Below are 16,537 nucleotides of genomic sequence, written 5' to 3'. Positions count from 1 at the left end.
TGAAAGCGGGCCAAAGAAGGACGCCGGTCGTACTGACCGGCGGGAAGATCACTACAGTTGATAGAACCTGCGCGCGGCTCGCCGACGGGCGGCAAACGGCTGGCCGCCCGTTACGTGTAGCGGCGCTTGCATCACGATGTGGCGCAGAGCCGCGGCGCGAAACATGGGTGAATAGCAATCACGCGCGCGCACGATGGTGATGAGATTTTCGAGAGGCAAGGCGTACGTCCGGGCGACGTAGCGGGAGAACAGATAGATGCGTTGACGAGACATGATGCCCCCGTGTTAGTAACGGTCACGGGAGGCAAGGTAGTCGGCGCCAAACTCGCTGATGAACAGCGAGAGCGCGTCTCCGACCTCATGCGAGAACTTGAACTGCCATTTCTCGTTGTACATCACGACATCCAGACCACGGAAACCGACCTTCTCGCGAGTGTCGAATTCGTAGTCGGGCAGTCGGGCATGCTTGAGGTCAAAGGATAGAACGTCGAAGCCAGCATGCGCCGCGAACGCACTAAGGCCACGCGTCAGACTGGCCACGTTCTGGCCCGACTGATAGGTCGGCTTGCGGGCGCTGGAGCGGTGACAGGTCTCGCTCCAGATGCGAGCTTCGAGCACAATCGCGCTGGACGTCCGCTTGATCTCGGAATTCGGGCGAATGTAGAACCCGTCGATGATCAGCTTCGCGGCCTGGATCAGGCCGATCCGTTTCCCGGCGTCGCCGCTGAACGTGCGTTCAAGATGAGCCCAGAACGCGTCGAAGTCAGGACACTTGCCGGCCTGCAGCGCGCCGGAAATGTCGATTGACGCGTTGTCGAGTTCCTTGCGGTCATCTATCTCCAGCCGTCCGCCCTCGGGCGAGAACCGTCGAACTGCTTCTCTGACGAGGACATGCGAGAGCCGATTGCAGAAGTCGCTGAGTTCACGTTCGGTCTTGTAATCGGACCGGGATTCCGCGGCGCGATAGCAGTATTGGCCGTCGCCTGGAAACAGCGCGGTCTCTGCTGCGCTTACTTCGAGATAGGCAGCCGCCGCTTTCGCCTGTGCGTCCTTGAACTGCTGAACAAGTGCTGTGTACATGGTGTATCCCTCAATGGAATTGACGGGACACCACGCCAGAGCGGGATGATTCCCGTCTGGGTTGAATGAGCGACCGCGAGAAGCAGCCGTCAGATGATTGCGCGGATGCGCGGTAGTCGATGCGCGGATGCGCGGGTGATGCGTAAACATACCGGCGCGCAGACGTGTCGGCCAAGGTTAATGGCTGCGTTTTGGGCCCGTCTCTTCGGAAAGCTCGACACAAGTTATCAACAGTTTCTGTGCGCAAAGCTGTGGATAAGCCGTCGCCGTGGGTCCGCGTCAGCGCGCTGCAAGCGCAGCGAACGACCCGGCGAATTCACCGGTCCGATGTCCCTGAATTCGACCGATCGGACCGGCAGCGTTTAACGCGTTACAGGTCCACCCGGAGAATGCTTGCGCTTTTGCTATGTCTTTCCGGGCACATCATTACTCCGCCCTTTCGAACCAGCATTCTCCAACGATCCTAATGCTCCGTTTTTCTCGCAGCTTTGCGCCCGCCCATGCCTGACGACTCGTCCGAAAATAGGCGCAGCGCCGCGCTCGCGGGCACGCTCAACATCGGTCATCATGAAACTCAGTCAACGCGCAACGCTTTCCATCCTCGCCATCGCCGTGCTTACGTCGGTTGCGACCATTGGCGTCGCCGGACTTCAACTGCGACATCAACGCGCAGCAGCCGATGTGGTGATCGACACGGCAATTGTCTCCGAACTGACCGGCGTCTCTGACGCGATCAGGGATATGCCGGTAGCGCTACGCGCCGGAGTTCTTGCGCGGCACGAGGTGCAATCGGAACAGGCACTCAATGAGTCGCTGAACGCGCAGAGGGCCAACCTCGCCACAGCGGAGCGCCAGCGCGCCAATGAGCTCGCATCCAGCGACAGGCGTTCGGCCTCGCTTATCGCGCTCGCCCTGTTCAACGCTTTCGCCACTGCACTCGGCGCGATCTCGCTCTTCGACGCGTATCGCGCAAAGCGCGGACACCCACCGTCTTGAAACGCATGCTGCAGACCAAAGAACAACTGCAACCCGCAACGGGCTATTGCATTGAGACGCGCGCCGTCTCACTGTCAAATGGCTACTTTCCCGGCCCGGTGCTTGAACGGACCTTTATCCAGAGGCACGTGGTCGAGGGCGTCACCTTCCTCGAATTCCAGAACGCGTCCGGCGTCCGCCATGTGATCGACGTCGCGACGATCGAGCGCATCGTTCCGCTCGGGCGCATGGCCCAGCGTGGCGACGCACTCAGGACCTCAGAGGTTCAGCCATGATCACCATCGTCTTCGAATTCCTTGACACGAGCCGCGGTCAGTCGGGCCCTTTCGGTCTCGCTGCGCTGGGCATGCCCGATTGCTGGATGGACGCTCTGATTGGCGACGGATATATCGAGCATCGGGACTACATTGCACCGGGCATTCTCCGACGCGTCGTTGCCCGCTTCCCAACCCGGGACCATCGCGACCAGTTCGCATGCAGTGTCCGTCAGGTAAGCAAGCTGCTCGGCACTTACGCGTTCCGCGGCACCGCCGGCGTCGGCGATCGCAGGTTTCAGAAGGATTAAACGATGACAGACGTCACGTTCGACGGATTGGTGACCTCGCTCGAAGAGGTGCAAGAGAACCCCGCACGCTTCGCTACGCGACTTGAACGCGCAAAGCGCTCACCAGGCTTTGCCGAGTGTCTCTGCCAGAGCGCGAGCGGGGGAAAGCCACTTCGGCTCGTCGTTCGCCGGTATGGCGCGCTCTTCCATCTCGCTCGCTGGCCGGAGGAAGGCACCCATCACAACTCGAAAACCTGCTCGTTCTTCGCCGAAACGACCGAATCCAGCGCTTCCGCTGGCGATGAACAGGACGCGATCCGCAGTACGCCTGCTGGGCTGAATGCCAGACTCGACGTTTCATTGACCGTCCGGACTGTCGGCACGGTTAAGGCAGACGGCACGGCGAAAACCACCAGTCGGTCAGCGTCTCGCCGCACGGCGCCCCTGCTCGGTTTCCTGCAACGTGTATGGGAGGACGCGGGCCTCAACCAGTGGTCCGGCGGGCTTCAGCGTAATTGGGGCACCTGCAGTTCACAGATTCTTGCCGTTCTTGGCGAGGGGAAGATCAACGGCAAGCCAATTCAGGATGTCGTGCATGTGATGCGCCGATATGAGGAAAGCGAACAGGCGACCATCAAGGCCGAGTTCGATTCCTTCCTCAACCGGATTCGCACAACCCCTGCCGCATCAGATCGCGGCGTGGTCATCGCCGAGGTCAAGTCAATCGATCCCTCGAAGTACGGCTTCATCCTTCGCCTGCGCCAGACCTTCGAAACGTTCTACGCGTCGAAGCAGCTTGTCGAAAGTGCAGCCAGATCCTTCCGGCATGCGTGGCCGATGATTGGCAAGGCCGAGGCACGTATCGTCGCCGTGCTCATCATTGAGCGTACCAAGGACGACAACCTGCGCGCGATCGACCTCGCATTGCAACTGTGCAACCGTTCGTTCATTCCGTGTGACTCGAGCTACGAGGTGGACATGGCGAACCGGCTGGTGGAAGAGCGCCGACGCTTCCTGAAACCGATCCGTCGCGACGACGCAGATAAAATGCTGCCTGACTTCCGGCTGATGGATACGACGCCACCCACCGCTATCGAGGTGTATGGCATGGAGTCGAACGATGCCTACCGCGCCCGCAAGACGGAGAAGCAGGCTCTGTATGCGCGGGGTAGCGAGCCGTGCGTCGAATGGGTCCCGCCTTCCCCGCTCGGCTCTGTCATGCTCCCACCGGCGACTTGACTTGCCGCCCGAGCCGATAGGTTGGGGCAGGCATAGCTCATAACAGGATCGCAAAGATGGAATCGAATTCGTTTTTTCTGCGGCGCGCCGTAGCACGCGGCGCCGACTGGCACGTCAGTTATCCGGCCCTCTGTATGGCGAGCTCGACCGATCCGGTCGACGAACGCCGAAAGCAGATTGTCGTCGCGGCCGCGGATGACGCGACAATCCGAATGGCCTTTTTCAGTTCGTTGGGCGCGATCCTCGATTTCCGTGCGGCATGGACAGAGATGGATGCGGCTACGCGCGGCTGGCTTGCTTTCACAACCCGGTGGAACCGTTGGTGGCTGCCAGACGTCGCCGCGCTCGCCAGCATCGAACGCTATGCGCATGCGCCGACCGACGTGCGCCTCGCCGGCGGCAGCGCGAGCGTTGCGCCGCACGACACCGAAGCGTTTCGTCGTTACCTCGACACGGTTGAGCAGCATTACCGGCGCGACGAGGCAATCTCGCGCGCCCTTTTCCCGGCTGAGGCCCCGTTCGCGTTGCACTCTGGTTGCCTCACCCCATAGACCACTCCCCTTGCTGAGCGACAGGCCATGAGCAGTGTTATCCCGTTCGCGCGCCTGCGCGTCACCACCGACAATCGGACCCACCGCCCCGGTGAATGCGCGCATCACAACATCAAGCTCGACCCGCGAGGCGGCATTGTCACCTGTCGCGATTGCGGCGCGTCTCTTTCTCCCTTCTGGGCGCTGACCATGCTCGCTGAACAGTACGAACTCGCGCTGAATCATGCAAGGCGGCTTGAGGACAGGCTTGCCTGCGCGGATTCCCGCATTCTCGAACTGTCAGCCGAACTTGACGGCCAGACACGGACAAAAGGGCGCTTAAAACCCGCGTCAACCTGAACTTGACAGGCCGTGCCTTCGTGGTCGAATGGTGAACCATCTAGCCGAGAAGGATCACCATGAAGCGCACGTTCGCCTGCGGTCATTCGGGCAAAGGCAAGTACTGCCACGCCTGCGACGCAACCGAAAAAGCCAAAGAAGAGGAACGTCTCGCGCGGCAAGAAAAACGGCTGTCAAAGGCCGAAGCCGCCGCCTCAGACCTCATCGACCTGTCCTGCGTCGATCATCTTGCCTCTGTTCAGAGAGAGGCCCGACTCGTCTTGACCAAGGTCCGCGACGGAACCCATCCGTGCGCGCTGAAGGGTAAGCCGATCCGGTCTTCCAACGAATTAGTAAGGACTTTCCCGATCTCGTGGCATAGCGATATGCCAGGATGGTTGGTGCTAGACAACTCATCTGGGAAGGGGAAAGTCATGGACAAGATTACTCGTATCGGCGTGGATCTGGCCAAGAACATCATCCAGGTACACGGCGTGGACAGCATGGAACGCGTGGTGGTCAGGAAAGCCATTTCACGGCAGAAGTTTCTCGAATGGTTTGCCAACCTCGAGCCGTGCCTGGTCGCAATGGAAGCGTGCAGCGCAGCCCACTACTGGGGGCGCAAGCTGCGCGCGCTCGGCCACGAGGTTCGGCTGATCGCGCCGCAGCTCGCCGCGCCCTACCGCAAGGGCGGCAAACACGTGAAAAACGACAGGCTCGATGCCGAGGCCATCTGCGAGGCCGCGGGCCGACCGCACATGCGCTTCGTGGCCGTCAAAACGGCAGAGCAGCAAAACGTGCTGCTGCTGCACCGGATGCGGGACGGTTTCGTTGAGGAGCGTACCGCGCTCGTCAACCGGCTGCGCGGTGAGCTGGTCGAGTTCGGCGTGTTCCTGCCGCAAGGCATCAATGCATTTCGTGCCCACTTCGTCGAGGCACTGGAGGACGGGGCCACCGAACTGAACGGTGTCGCGCGCACTGCGCTGCTGCGAGGCTGGGAGCACCTGCAGGGCCTCGACCAGCAAATCGCCTGGTGCGACGCGCAAGTCGCCACGCACGTGAAGCACGACAGCAACGCGCAGCGCGTGATGGCGGTCATCGGCATCGGGCCGCTCACCGCGTCGGCCACGGTGGCTACCGTCGGCGACGCTCGCCTGTTCAAAAACGGCCGCCAATTTGCCGCCTGGATCGGCACGGTGCCCAAACAGAAGAGCAGCGGCGGCAAGACCCACCTGGGCCGCATCACCAAACAGGGCAACACGTATCTGCGCACGCTGCTGTTCCAAGGCGCGCGCTCGGCAGTAACGAGCGCCCATCGACGAACCGACCGGCTCTCGCGCTGGATCGTTCAGCTCCAGGCACGCGTGGGTTGGTATCGAACGCTGGTGGCTGTCGCCAACAAGCACGCGCGCATCCTCTGGGCAATTCTGGCCAAGGGCGAGCGCTTCGATCCCTCGTATGTCTCCACTCCCTCAACACCGGCCCAGCCACGGTAGGACAACAGCATGAACAGGTAAATTCGCAGCGTCACCTAAAAGCGTGACTTCGTAATCCAGGACGCAAAGGCAAGGATAGCGACAGGTCAGACCGGCAGCGGGCGAACTCGAAAAGCTGTGAGGCGCTACACGAAATGTATTCGCCGTCCAACGGATGGAGTCCTGCTGCGCGGTTACTATCCGGGCCCGGGCACCCGCAATGATAGTGCTCAACAAGGCCGTTTATAGGTGTGCAGTCTGTCTCGCCGCTGAATGCCGAATGTGTACCCCGATGACATGGCAATCGAATGGATGGACGAGGATGGATGGATAAATCAACCCCAGCTTGCAAAAAAAGGGAAGTCCTTATAGGGCAGCTTTTCTCTGTACCGGTCGGACACACATATCGTCTGATGTTTGACGCCGTCTCATTGCGCCCTCTGCGGCTGCTATCCCACGAGGTGCATAACCGCGCCGTCGACACTTTCAGGGTCTGACTTGTCCCAATTAGTGTTTTTTTCTGTCGTTATGTGTCGTATCGCCGGTCGGTCAACATTACAATTGGTCAAGCCAAACCGACCCGACAAAAGCCGCCATGACTGATGAACTCTTCCCTTGCGCACACTGCGGCGGCAACTGGGCTTTCGGCTGGTCCCAACGGGTAACAGGAAGCCGGTCGAGGCCTTCTACCGAATTTCTGCAGATCGGCTCAAGCCGTGCGCCGATCATGAACGACATGGAAGCACGCTCGCTCTCCGAACCGCCGACGGAGCGCCTTTGCTGCATCGTCTGCGAGGACTGCGGGATGCAAACGCCATGGATTGTGATTGACCAGGACAAGAACGCCGCGCTCGACGAAGCGGGGAAGATCTGGAATCAAAGATTGAACCGGCCGGCGGCGACGGAGGGCGAACTACTCGATCTCGTGCGCAAAGAGGTTTCGCCGATCGACGCTCCGTACATTCTCGATCTGATGGCGCGCACCACCGAAGAGTGGGAGAAGCGAGGTCCCGTCTTTGCAATGCTCGCCCAGAAGGTTGTCGACGGAAAGATCACGACTCGCGATTTCTGGCCTATAGATCCCGTGCTCGAGGACGCCGCGCGCTATCGCACGCTCCAGCAAATGGCCCGCTTCGTCTATATCGATGGCGTAGCGTCCGTCCAGTTCCCGCGGATCCCGGCGACGGGAGGTGACGAGGAATGCGCTTTTGAGACTCGCGTCTCTGCTGCCGTAGACGACTTGCCGGATCGCAGCCGCTGGTGACTTGACTTCCTGGGAGCCGCGCCATACTGGGCTCAACTCTCGCCAGATCGGTGAGCGAAACTACCGGAGAAAACATGTCCCCTGTCGAATACATTCGCGCCGCGTACCGCCACCGCGAAAAGCTGATGCCGCAATTGATGACGCTTCTAGCCCTCGGCATCATCGTCACCTACCACGCACTGACGAGCCCGGCGCTCAATTGGCTTTTTCAGTGAGCGGCCTGTCAGGGCACCGCAGCCATGTACACGTATAACGCGTTAAAAGAGCGCGCCATACAAGCCTTTGATTCTTATGTTTTTTCCGAATCACCAATTATGGACCAAGGCAATAATTGGTGATTCACGTGTACAGGTGCGGTAAGACGGGTACAGAAACTTATCGCCGGGTTCACTCCTCCAAGAGCCTATAAAGCGCCTGACGGGAAATTCCCATTGCAGTGGCCGCGTGGGACTTTATCCCGCCAGCCTTCGCGACGGCCTCCAGCGCCATTTCGCGTGTCAACGAGCGGTTCTTGCGCGCAGCCAGTGCGTTATGCGTTGACAGATAGGCGTTCGCCTTCGTTGCACGGCTGTGTCCTGCAGCTTCGACAATGCGTTGCATCGCTTCCTTATGAGTACATCGGTCGACCCGCTCGACCGGCTGCTTGATCGGCGCCTGTACTCCGGTCATTCGCTCGTACATCTGCTGCAAAAACTGGTGGCGCAGGCCGTGGCTTGTCACACCGAGCCCCGACTGCTTCACGCCATGCTTCGCAAGAACCTTGTAGTAGCGCCACTTCCACTGCTGCTTGGTCATTCCAAGGGGGATCGTTGAACCGGTCACCGGATTGGCCAATTTCGCCGCTTCCTCCAAGACCTCGTACTTGAGCTCGATTGGCACAACGCGATCGCGGCCACCCTTCGTGCCTCGCGTGACGCTCAGTAGGGCGTGATCGCGCACTGCCTCACCGGGCCGCAGAAGAAAGCTTTCCTCAACACGCAGCCCAAATGCCGCTTGCAGCTTGAGTTGCACCGCGACGCACGGCTCCGTCAGTCCTATCTCCGCAATCTTCGCAACGGCATCGATCCCGTTGCCTTCCCACGACTTGTCTTTCAGCGCCACGTAGGAGCGAACCAGGTTGCAAGCTTCACGGTCGGCGTAATCGGCGAGCGTACCTACCAGATGCGGCTTTTTTATCCAGCTGGCCAGTGCGCGCAGATAGGTCAGCTTGTTCTCGATGGAGCCGCCGCTCAGCTTCTCCCTGATCCACAGTTCAACCAGAAATTTCACATGCTTTGGCTTAAGCGAGTAAGGGGACTGCAACGCGTAGCCGTTCTGCCGCAGTTCCTCGAACGAACGACAGATCTGCTGTGTCCTAACCGTCTGTGTCTTGATTGACAGCGACTTAGCGCTAACGCGCGTTCGACTGTGGACACGGTTCACGTTATCAAGCAATAGTTGCTCGAGCGCCCCCTTGAAATCCGCAGGTAGCCAGTAATCTCGTAACACCGCGCGCACGTTCAATATCGCAGACATCCTCTTTCCTCACGCTCGTTATGTAGCCCGACGTCCGAGAGCCGCACGCCGCACTCTTAGCCTTCAATCCCTCGCCGCTTACAGTGCCCCGGGAGCCTATCCCCTGAACTTCCTGTCGGCGCGCTCTGCGTACCCCGCCGGGCCCTGCCTTCCTGTCCTTTAGCGATTCCATTCGATCAGCCCCGCACGTGGAAGAAACGTGCATCGACCGTCCATCTGCTGTCTGCTGCCAACCGCCACGCTTACGCGCGACTCGCTGCCTGCGAAACCTGCTGCTGTCGCGCACCCCGAACCGGACCTGCCTTTGCAGGATCCATCGTCGTTGACCGCATTTGCCGCTTTTCGCTGGTCGGGCCCGAGCGTTTTATCGCTTCGCGAACCCGGCTGTGCCGACTGCTCCGGCTACCGTGCCGGCCTCGACACGCTCTCGCGTGGCGGTGTGCGCCTGTCTTTCGACTCGCACGACTACGGCCAACTGCCCGGCAATACCTTTTGCGCCCTTCTTTCTCCGGCTGCGCCCGCCGTTCGTCTTCCGTACAGGGATGTGCTCGCACCTCAGCGAGCACATACCCCCACCCCCAAGTCCGCTCAATCGGCCGCAGTGTGTCGGGCTTCATGTAACGGTCCCAACTCCGTGTGCTGAAAGGGTGTGTCCATGCGATCTTGAGTCATTGCCGTTGGTGCCGGAAGTGTCCGACTGTCCGGTGGCAACTCGTCTCATATCGCAGATTCGGGCAAAACCGCCCGCTAACCCAATGGATATCGCGTGTCCGGGGTCCTCAGATTGCCCCGGGTTGCTCTTGATTTGTTTCAGAAAAAGGCCGCGTCAATTTGCGGCCTGTGACAGGAGGGGTTTTCGCCAGGCAAAGCGATCCCTTCAATGGTGAAACTCAGAGGTCGATGCGCGTGTTGCGCGGTGGGTAACGTAGAGAATAAACGCCGGCGTCGCTGTTAGGTATTCCTAAAGCTGCCTAAATGTTGCGAGCTTTACCTTCCTTGACTTTGCTCCCGGGCCGATAGAGTTGGACCGTCACACCCGGCCTTGGGGCCAACGTTGGCCCAAGCTCGGGCCAAGAGAAAGAGCATGTCATAAGGACAACGACATTGGCCCGAACTTGGTCCCTGTTTGGCCCCAGCGGAAATGACAACGTCCAACAACTCTGGAGAGAGTCAATGAAAGTATCAGTATTCGCAGTCGACGTCGGCTACGGCAACACCAAAAGCGCGTTCCGTATGGGTTCAGACATCGCCACACAGATGTTTCCGTCGGTGGCGCCGATCGCGGTGAGCGACGCAGTATCGAGCTACGGACAAGGCGTGCTGCACTCTCGCAAGGTGTTGCCAATTGAAGTGGACGGCGCGACCTATGAAATCGGTCCTGGCGTAGAACTGTCGTCGGCCTATGGCAACGCAGGCCGCACGCTATCGGAGGACTTCTGCCTCACGGCGAACTATGCAGCGCTACTCGGCGGCTCGCTCCAGTTTGCTGGCGTGACTGAGGTGGAGCGCATGGTGCTAGGGCTCCCTGTTCACACCATTAACAAGTTCTCGGCGCATCTGCGCGATGCTTTCACCGGTACGCTCAACTTCGGCCATGGCGATATCAGGATTCACTCAGTCAAGGTTGTGCCGCAACCGCTCGGATCACTGGTCTCCTTCTCGGAATATGGTGGCAGCCGCTTTGATCGCGAGAACGCCCATATGGTTATCGACGTGGGATATTTCACGACGGACTGGGTGGTCGCTCACGGCTTCACGATGAATGACCGCCGCAGCGGCGGCGCTCCGGGCGGGGCGTCTCAGGTCTACAAGAGCATTGCGTCGTTGATCGCAAAGAACGAAAAAGAGCCGGTCGACGATATCGAGCGCATCGACAAGTGCCTGCGCGAGAAAAAGCCGCTCCTGTTCTACGGCAAGGACATCGACCTCATCTCTTATCTGGACCAATCCCAGGCCATCATCAATTCAACGGTCAAAGAAATGCAGAATCGTGTCGGCCGCACCGCGGATTTGCGCTCTATCGTTCTCACCGGAGGCGGCGCAGCTCTGTACGAGCCGGCGATACGGGCAGCATTCCCACGCGTACAACTCGACGTGCTTGACGCCCCCTGCTATGCCAACGCCAAAGGGTTCCTGATCGTCGGCGAAGCAACCCTTGCCCGCGAACGTAAGGCACTCGGAGTCGCTGCATGATTGGAAAGGCCGTGGTCAAAGTCACGCTCAACGAAGCGACGGACCCTGATCTCTTCGCCTACGTCAAACAGTTCGACAACGAGCGCATGCGCGCCGGCGCCCTCCGTGCACTTGCGCGAGCGGCGCTCAATGGAGGAGAAGCGAGACGAGGCACATCCGCCGCCCCGTTCGACGCGCCGTTCATGCGCATGACTGACGCGCCAACGCCCCGGCGCGTCACGGAGGTAACAGCTACAGTAGAAAGCGGTCCAGCACCTACCTTCTCAACTGGTGCCGCCTCGTTAGCCGCAGTGCAACCGATAGAACCGTTTGCCGTCGATCCGACGGTCACCGGCGCCAAGCGTTTCGACACGGACGCAATTGCCGACCAGTTCGCTGGTTTCTAGCTAGTTGCGGCCGATGGCCTTGACTTCGCGCCGCATCTGCGAAGATAGGTCATCGGTCTGCAATAGCAGGCCCCCAACAGCAGGAGTAAAGCAATGGACCTTTTACACGTTCTCGCTAATGCGGACTGGACTCGCGCTACGCGCTTCTGGCTTCTTGTGGCAGCGGCCGTTGCTGCGTGGGAGTCGGCATATCATCTGCGCCGTGCGGCGCTGTCATGGCTTCGCAAGGACCGCGATCATGCTTGAGAAATTCCGGAATCTGGATCCGCTCGCACGCCGCGCAGTCATCGCCGCAGCACTTTTCGGGTTGATCGGCATCGATGTCCTGTTGCCAAAATGTGATTTCACTGTTGCCGTCTTTCTAGTGTGCGGCATCGGATTCCTTTGGGCGATTGGCATACTGCGTCCTTTCCTCTTAATGATGATGCTCCTGTTGAAGATTGTGTTCCGGATCAAGACCTCCCCGTGGTGACGCCCTTGATCCACCCAATGTCAGGACGAAAAAAAACCCGGCCAGTGGCCGGGTTTTGTCGTCATGGGGTTGGTTTAATGCAATAGAGCGATGCCTTGAGCTCGACCTTGATGGCGAACGCAATAGGACCACGCGTCGTCAAGCTCCACCCCGATCTTGTCAGGGATCACGATGCCAATCCGACGTCGATCGATCACGTCGTAGGCCTGTGCGTCCGACTTTCCGACCCGTACAGAACCATTCCTGACTCCCGACGTAGCGACAATCTCGAACCGGCCAACAATCATCTTGAACATGCTTCTCTCCATGAGGAAAGCCCAGACGGATTGCGGCCCCGGCGGGGACGAATCCCCACCGGGCGGTTTAAGAAAAACTACGAGCGGGTGAACCCGCTGTTAATCAGAAATGCAGTGCCTCGGGCGTCCTTCCGGCCCGAACCGGGACCGCAGGGCCGCGAGGCTCTTTACACGACGCCAGCCACTCATCAGCAAAGTCAGTCCCCCGGATTCTCGGCCGATGGACGATTGCCGTGTAGCCGTCGGAGCGCAGACGCCTGGCAAGCGCCAGTGCGTCAGCCATCCCCGGAGACTTTCGCGTCTTCGGATCGACCGCATCAAAATCCGCGAAGATGTGCACGACTCGGATTCCAAGCCCGTCCGGGACAACGAAGTCGGAAAGCAGTATGCGGTTCAGGCAATACCAGACAGGCGAACCAAACAGCATGTGCGCGCCGAGCACTGTCTCCAGACCCTCGCCTACACCGATCTCGCCATTGACCGGCTCCATCAGCCGGACTGCGCCGCCGTTCAACCTGTTCACAGTCACGTCGTTCAGCTTCGGAGGCAAAACCTCGCCATCGTTAGTGATGATCGAGGCCTTTGCAGGTTTCGTCCGGTCAAGAAACGTCCGGTGAAGAGTCCCGAGGCGGCCGTCGGGCAGCGTGAATTTCGCGAGAATGCCGGGCCACTTGCCGATCACCTTCTTCTCGTGCCGGTACTCGAGCATTGCCAGACGTAGCGCCGACGATGGCGAGACTTCAAGACCAGGAACGCGTGCGCGCAGATAGCGGCTTATAAGATCATCGCGACCGTTGACGACAGCGCTGTCCCACATTGATTCGAGCCTTTTGCGCGCCCACGCCGGGTCGGCCTTGCGGCTGGCCGCTGGCGCTTTGCCCAATCGACTCTGCCCGCTGGGCATAGCGGCAGGGATGCCACCGTCCAGTTCCAGCATCAATTCACGGAATGTGATTCCCGCGCTCTTGCAGATGAGCTCGAAGCCGTCACCGGCTTTCATGCTTCCGTCGTTGCACTTACGGCAAACCCAATCGCCGCGCTCGCGCTTGTTGTCATAGGTAAAGCGGTCGTTACCGCCGCAAATGGGACAGGGCGCGCCCTTTCCGGTCAATGACGTTGCGGGCACCCCGTACTTCTGGAGCAACGCAATCCACTGTTCCGGGGACAGCCTGAGGTCCTTAACATTCATATGTCACTCCAGTAGTGGTGTGGTTGAGGTCGATGCCTTTACAGGCGGTGAAACCGTGCTCAAAAAAGCCGTCCATCACGCAGCGGTGAAGGAATACGGCTTTTTTCAGCAAGGAAGGCGTTGCCTATTGGGGTTCCGGCCGGGACCGGGAAGGAGAAAACTCACCTCCGTTGCCATGCCCATCCGTGGGGGACGGGCACAACAACGAAAGGTGAGCCGATACAGGATCGACGGTGAGTATTTTCGGGATCAACGGTGATGCAGAACGATCACTACTTCTTTGTGATGGACCACAGCCATTTGTCCCAGAGGATTTGCGCGCCGGAGGCATCGAGCTTCGGCTGCCCGCGTTTGTCGACTGCGGGGACCTTCGTCTTGCCGAGACGCCTGACTTCGACGCGATCGCCAATGCGGCAGTGCGCTTCCGCTATCGCATCGCGCAGACCCTCCCCCTGCAACACGCTGGTCTCGCCGCGGTGTTCGAGCATTAAGCAGAACGACTCGTACGTCTTGCCCGGGCGCTTGCCGTCCGGAAACTCACGTTCGCCCCACTCTTTCACCACGCCGTAGTGTGAACGCTCCGTCCGGCGTGCGGTCGGTGCCTTTGCAAGCGACGCCAAGGCAGGCGCTTCGTTGTCAATGACAGTTGTCGCGGGGCCGGATACGACGGGCGATCGCGTGCGAGGCTGGATCTCTCTGGCGTCGGCTTCGACAGCAAACGGCGAAGCGGCACTCCTGATTGCTGCCGCGATCGCGTCCCTCAGCGAGCCCTGATGTTCGCTGACTACGGCCCAATGAGGCTCCAGTGAGGGAACGAGTTTCATACCGACTGGCGTGTCGCGTAGCTCGTAGTCGAACGCCGGACGGAACTGGACGACGACGTCGCCCTCATCGCGAAAGAGCCGTGCCTCGCCCGCTATCACGACGTGCCGCTCGTTGCGCCCTCCTTGTCCCACAACTACCGGTCCAGGAGGCGCTGCTGGCGTTGATTGTTTGCTTTCGCCTGCGCCAAAGAGGCCGCCGAGGAGCCTGCTAAATGTCGTTGTCGTCATTTCGGCTCTCCTACAGCAACGAACCGAAGCAGCCACGACGGACGTCTTCCATGTCGCGCTTCAGGAGCGGATTGCTCATGATGACGTCCTGCAGGATCTCAGGATCGACGCCGTTGATGAGGCAAACGTATCGGTACGGCAAGGCGCCGTCCCAGAACTCCATCACCCAACCGAGCGTTGCGCGGTAGTCGTCAAGCTCGAGCTTTTTCCGGTTGCGGAGTCGGTCGCTCAGTAGCGTGCAGCAATCCATCAACGACTCGGGCATGTTGTCGCCACGGCGACTGTCGGTAGCAAGCTCCACCAGCGCGTCGACCATCTTGTCGCGCACCGCTTCGCTCCAGAACTGCGGATCAGGTAGCGGGTCAGGCTTGGGAGGTGCGTTGGCAAGGATTGGCTGATCCCCGCCGAACATATCGAGTTGCCATGCCGTGATTTCGGTTTCCATGGGTAGTCTCCGGTGAACGGGAACCCATGCCCGCAACGGGTTGGTTCCCGTTGGGGTGAAGGTGCAAAGACGCCCGAACGGGCATCTTTGCGGTCAGTGGCGGGCCGACTATTCGTCGGTGCCTGTCTTAAGCGGAACAACGACAGGTGACTTGGCGTACTGTCGTTTTATAGGAGTGACAGCCGCCGCCTTAACCGCTTCAGCCTGAGGCTGCGCAGTCGCGGAGGTTGCTGCTATTGCATCGCTTGCTTCTTTTTCGTCTTTCATTGCGTTGCGAATCGATGCCTTGATCCACCGGTAGACAACGAAACCGACGAAAAGAGCAGCGAAAAATGAATGAGCCGCAAACCAAAGGCCAAAACACACAGCAAGGAACGACAACGGCGATTGGGTCGCCTTCATAACGAACTGCTTCGGCATTTTTCTCTCCAGAAAAATAACGCACTAGGGGATGTCCAGGCTGGAAGGCACTGGACCGTTTCGATGCTCAAACGAGCAGGGAAAACGGGCGCGCGGAGAGACGCTTTTCTCACGGCTCAGCAAGGCGTGACAAAAGCAGCTATCGGCGGAAGCAAACAGATGGGAGATGGGATAGAGGCCGGCCGCGTGTCCAACAAGGCCAGTAACTCGGGTCGATGCGTCGGAGACGCGGGGATGAATGCCACTTTACGCATCTCACCGCGACCGAGCGACGGTAAAGCTTCAGAAAACAGGTGCGCTTTCGCCTTTGCGATGTGGATTCGACGTCTTTAGCTTCCTTGACTTCGATGTGAGCGTGTCAAGCTGGTCCTACACATCACACTGCATGGGGCAACAGATGTTCTTCGAGATCCTTTTAGGCGTCGGCGCATGGCAACTCCTCACCCGCAAGAAACGCCCATCCTTCCAATGGCTTCGGCAAAAACCTAAAGACCGTAGCGCGGCACTCGGCGCGGCGGGCGAAGCCAAAGCGCAGGCCAGGCTACGCGAAACCCTGATCGCGCTTTGCAGCGCTGACTATCACCTCTTCGAAGGACCGATCATCATTGAACATGCGCCGGGAACCGACTTCCCCAGCGCAGAGATCGATCACCTCGCAGTGACCCCGTTCGGCATCTTCGTGTTCGAGACAAAGAACTGGTCGGGGCACATCAGCCCGTCGAGTGCGCAGGGGTTTTTGACGAGAACCGACCGCGACGGCAGTGCTCAGGACCGTCGATCCCCTCTTGAACAGAACCGGACCAAGGTCGCCTTTTTTCGCAGTCGGCTGCCAACACTATGGCCAGTCGCCGGCGCAGGGCTGCTTGTTTCCGACGACGCGCACCTTAGCCCCGCGCTGCACTCCGACCTTCTTTCTCTTGGCGACCTGCCGCACTGGCTTCGCGCGCGCCGCGATAGCTTCAGCGGGTTACCCGCAATTGATGTCAGGAAGGCTGCCACCGCGATAGCTCCCTTACTACAGACCACCCGAGCGGCGATGGACGCGCATCTCGCACGCGTGAGTGGTAATTCTTACGTGGCCGACAAGGAGCGATAGACCAAA

General features: G+C 59.7%; 22 protein-coding genes and 1 pseudogene. 15 read left to right on the top strand and 8 right to left on the bottom strand.

The features are described 5' to 3' along the window. Nucleotides 1–51: 51 nt before the first annotated feature. Together HWY30_RS29685 and HWY30_RS29680 are read right to left on the bottom strand one after the other, a co-directional pair. On the bottom strand, nucleotides 52–273 hold the full coding sequence (locus tag HWY30_RS29685; RefSeq protein ID WP_090812812.1) for a hypothetical protein: 222 nt from the start codon (nucleotides 271–273) through the stop codon (nucleotides 52–54). A 12-nt stretch (nucleotides 274–285) separates the two neighbouring features. Then, nucleotides 286–1,230 carry a hypothetical protein gene (locus HWY30_RS29680; RefSeq protein WP_244145062.1) on the bottom strand — a complete coding sequence of 315 codons (945 nt, stop codon included), beginning with the start codon at nucleotides 1,228–1,230 and terminating at the stop codon, nucleotides 286–288. 417 nt (nucleotides 1,231–1,647) lie between these two features. Here HWY30_RS29680 and HWY30_RS29675 point away from each other — a divergent pair, with 417 nt between their 5' ends. The 11 genes and pseudogenes from HWY30_RS29675 (at nucleotide 1,648) to HWY30_RS29635 (ending at nucleotide 7,682) form a co-directional block, all read left to right on the top strand. Further along, nucleotides 1,648–2,076, top strand: coding sequence for a hypothetical protein (locus tag HWY30_RS29675; RefSeq protein ID WP_090812810.1), 429 nt, complete (start codon nucleotides 1,648–1,650; stop codon nucleotides 2,074–2,076). Continuing rightward, nucleotides 2,073–2,351 carry a hypothetical protein gene (locus HWY30_RS29670; RefSeq protein ID WP_167368891.1) on the top strand — a complete coding sequence of 93 codons (279 nt, stop codon included), beginning with the start codon at nucleotides 2,073–2,075 and terminating at the stop codon, nucleotides 2,349–2,351. Before HWY30_RS29675 ends, HWY30_RS29670 begins: the two co-directional genes overlap by 4 nt. Beyond that, nucleotides 2,348–2,641 (top strand): hypothetical protein, encoded by a 294-nt coding sequence (locus HWY30_RS29665; RefSeq protein WP_090812808.1) that lies wholly within the window; start codon nucleotides 2,348–2,350, stop codon nucleotides 2,639–2,641. The genes HWY30_RS29670 and HWY30_RS29665 overlap by 4 nt, the downstream gene beginning before the upstream one ends. A 3-nt stretch (nucleotides 2,642–2,644) precedes the next feature. Continuing rightward, the gene (locus HWY30_RS29660) at nucleotides 2,645–3,859 is read left to right on the top strand and encodes a DUF1173 family protein (RefSeq protein ID WP_090812807.1); all 1,215 of its coding nucleotides are present in this window, start codon (nucleotides 2,645–2,647) and stop codon (nucleotides 3,857–3,859) included. A 56-nt stretch (nucleotides 3,860–3,915) separates the two neighbouring features. Next, nucleotides 3,916–4,410 carry a hypothetical protein gene (locus HWY30_RS29655; RefSeq protein WP_232064492.1) on the top strand — a complete coding sequence of 165 codons (495 nt, stop codon included), beginning with the start codon at nucleotides 3,916–3,918 and terminating at the stop codon, nucleotides 4,408–4,410. A gap of 27 nt (nucleotides 4,411–4,437) precedes the next feature. Continuing rightward, complete coding sequence (locus tag HWY30_RS29650) at nucleotides 4,438–4,749, top strand: hypothetical protein (RefSeq protein WP_244145061.1); 312 nt, start codon at nucleotides 4,438–4,440, stop codon at nucleotides 4,747–4,749. 59 nt (nucleotides 4,750–4,808) lie between these two features. Next, a pseudogene (locus HWY30_RS43105) lies at nucleotides 4,809–4,868 on the top strand (DUF7682 family zinc-binding protein); the annotation flags it as partial. Nucleotides 4,869–5,162: 294 nt separating this feature from the next. Continuing rightward, complete coding sequence (locus HWY30_RS29645) at nucleotides 5,163–6,224, top strand: IS110 family RNA-guided transposase (protein ID WP_090812806.1); 1,062 nt, start codon at nucleotides 5,163–5,165, stop codon at nucleotides 6,222–6,224. A 287-nt stretch (nucleotides 6,225–6,511) separates the two neighbouring features. Continuing rightward, nucleotides 6,512–6,700: a ParE family toxin-like protein gene (locus HWY30_RS43320; protein ID WP_482052342.1), complete on the top strand. Its 189-nt coding sequence runs from the start codon at nucleotides 6,512–6,514 to the stop codon at nucleotides 6,698–6,700. Nucleotides 6,701–6,798: 98 nt separating this feature from the next. Further along, on the top strand, nucleotides 6,799–7,467 hold the full coding sequence (locus tag HWY30_RS29640; protein ID WP_090812805.1) for a Lar family restriction alleviation protein: 669 nt from the start codon (nucleotides 6,799–6,801) through the stop codon (nucleotides 7,465–7,467). Between the two features lie 74 nt (nucleotides 7,468–7,541). Beyond that, a complete protein-coding gene (locus HWY30_RS29635; protein WP_167368890.1) occupies nucleotides 7,542–7,682 on the top strand; it encodes a hypothetical protein in 141 nt (46 codons plus the stop codon). Between the two features lie 172 nt (nucleotides 7,683–7,854). Here the strand turns inward: HWY30_RS29635 and HWY30_RS29630 are convergent, their stop codons facing one another. Then, the gene (locus HWY30_RS29630; RefSeq protein ID WP_090812804.1) at nucleotides 7,855–8,982 is read right to left on the bottom strand and encodes an integrase domain-containing protein; all 1,128 of its coding nucleotides are present in this window, start codon (nucleotides 8,980–8,982) and stop codon (nucleotides 7,855–7,857) included. A gap of 1,173 nt (nucleotides 8,983–10,155) precedes the next feature. Between HWY30_RS29630 and HWY30_RS29625 the strand changes: the two genes are divergently transcribed. From HWY30_RS29625 to HWY30_RS29615, 3 genes are all read left to right on the top strand, one after another. Next, on the top strand, nucleotides 10,156–11,175 hold the full coding sequence (locus tag HWY30_RS29625; protein WP_090812803.1) for a PRTRC system protein D: 1,020 nt from the start codon (nucleotides 10,156–10,158) through the stop codon (nucleotides 11,173–11,175). Next, the gene (locus HWY30_RS29620; protein WP_090812802.1) at nucleotides 11,172–11,561 is read left to right on the top strand and encodes a hypothetical protein; all 390 of its coding nucleotides are present in this window, start codon (nucleotides 11,172–11,174) and stop codon (nucleotides 11,559–11,561) included. The genes HWY30_RS29625 and HWY30_RS29620 overlap by 4 nt, the downstream gene beginning before the upstream one ends. Nucleotides 11,562–11,799: 238 nt before the next feature. Further along, complete coding sequence (locus HWY30_RS29615) at nucleotides 11,800–12,033, top strand: hypothetical protein (RefSeq protein ID WP_090812801.1); 234 nt, start codon at nucleotides 11,800–11,802, stop codon at nucleotides 12,031–12,033. A gap of 74 nt (nucleotides 12,034–12,107) precedes the next feature. Here HWY30_RS29615 and HWY30_RS29610 read toward each other — a convergent pair whose 3' ends face one another. The 5 genes from HWY30_RS29610 to HWY30_RS29590 form a co-directional block, all read right to left on the bottom strand. Further along, nucleotides 12,108–12,329, bottom strand: coding sequence for a hypothetical protein (locus tag HWY30_RS29610; protein WP_090812946.1), 222 nt, complete (start codon nucleotides 12,327–12,329; stop codon nucleotides 12,108–12,110). A gap of 103 nt (nucleotides 12,330–12,432) precedes the next feature. Next, nucleotides 12,433–13,518, bottom strand: a complete 1,086-nt coding sequence (locus HWY30_RS29605; RefSeq protein ID WP_090812800.1) for a DUF7146 domain-containing protein — start codon at nucleotides 13,516–13,518, stop codon at nucleotides 12,433–12,435. Nucleotides 13,519–13,790: 272 nt separating this feature from the next. Further along, complete coding sequence (locus tag HWY30_RS29600; RefSeq protein WP_090812799.1) at nucleotides 13,791–14,570, bottom strand: hypothetical protein; 780 nt, start codon at nucleotides 14,568–14,570, stop codon at nucleotides 13,791–13,793. Between the two features lie 10 nt (nucleotides 14,571–14,580). Further along, nucleotides 14,581–15,015 carry a hypothetical protein gene (locus tag HWY30_RS29595; protein WP_090812798.1) on the bottom strand — a complete coding sequence of 145 codons (435 nt, stop codon included), beginning with the start codon at nucleotides 15,013–15,015 and terminating at the stop codon, nucleotides 14,581–14,583. A gap of 108 nt (nucleotides 15,016–15,123) precedes the next feature. After that, nucleotides 15,124–15,435 carry a hypothetical protein gene (locus HWY30_RS29590; protein ID WP_090812797.1) on the bottom strand — a complete coding sequence of 104 codons (312 nt, stop codon included), beginning with the start codon at nucleotides 15,433–15,435 and terminating at the stop codon, nucleotides 15,124–15,126. 397 nt (nucleotides 15,436–15,832) lie between these two features. Here HWY30_RS29590 and HWY30_RS29585 point away from each other — a divergent pair, with 397 nt between their 5' ends. After that, entirely contained in the window at nucleotides 15,833–16,531 is a 699-nt protein-coding gene (locus HWY30_RS29585; protein WP_090812945.1) for a nuclease-related domain-containing protein, read from the top strand. Nucleotides 16,532–16,537: the final 6 nt, after the last annotated feature.

This window comes from Paraburkholderia tuberum STM678 (genome assembly GCF_902833905.1).
GTDB classification, from domain to species: Bacteria; Pseudomonadota; Gammaproteobacteria; order Burkholderiales; family Burkholderiaceae; genus Paraburkholderia; species Paraburkholderia tuberum.
The sequence above is the reverse complement of the archived record's forward strand: the minus strand, read 5'-3'. Positions and strand labels throughout refer to the sequence as shown.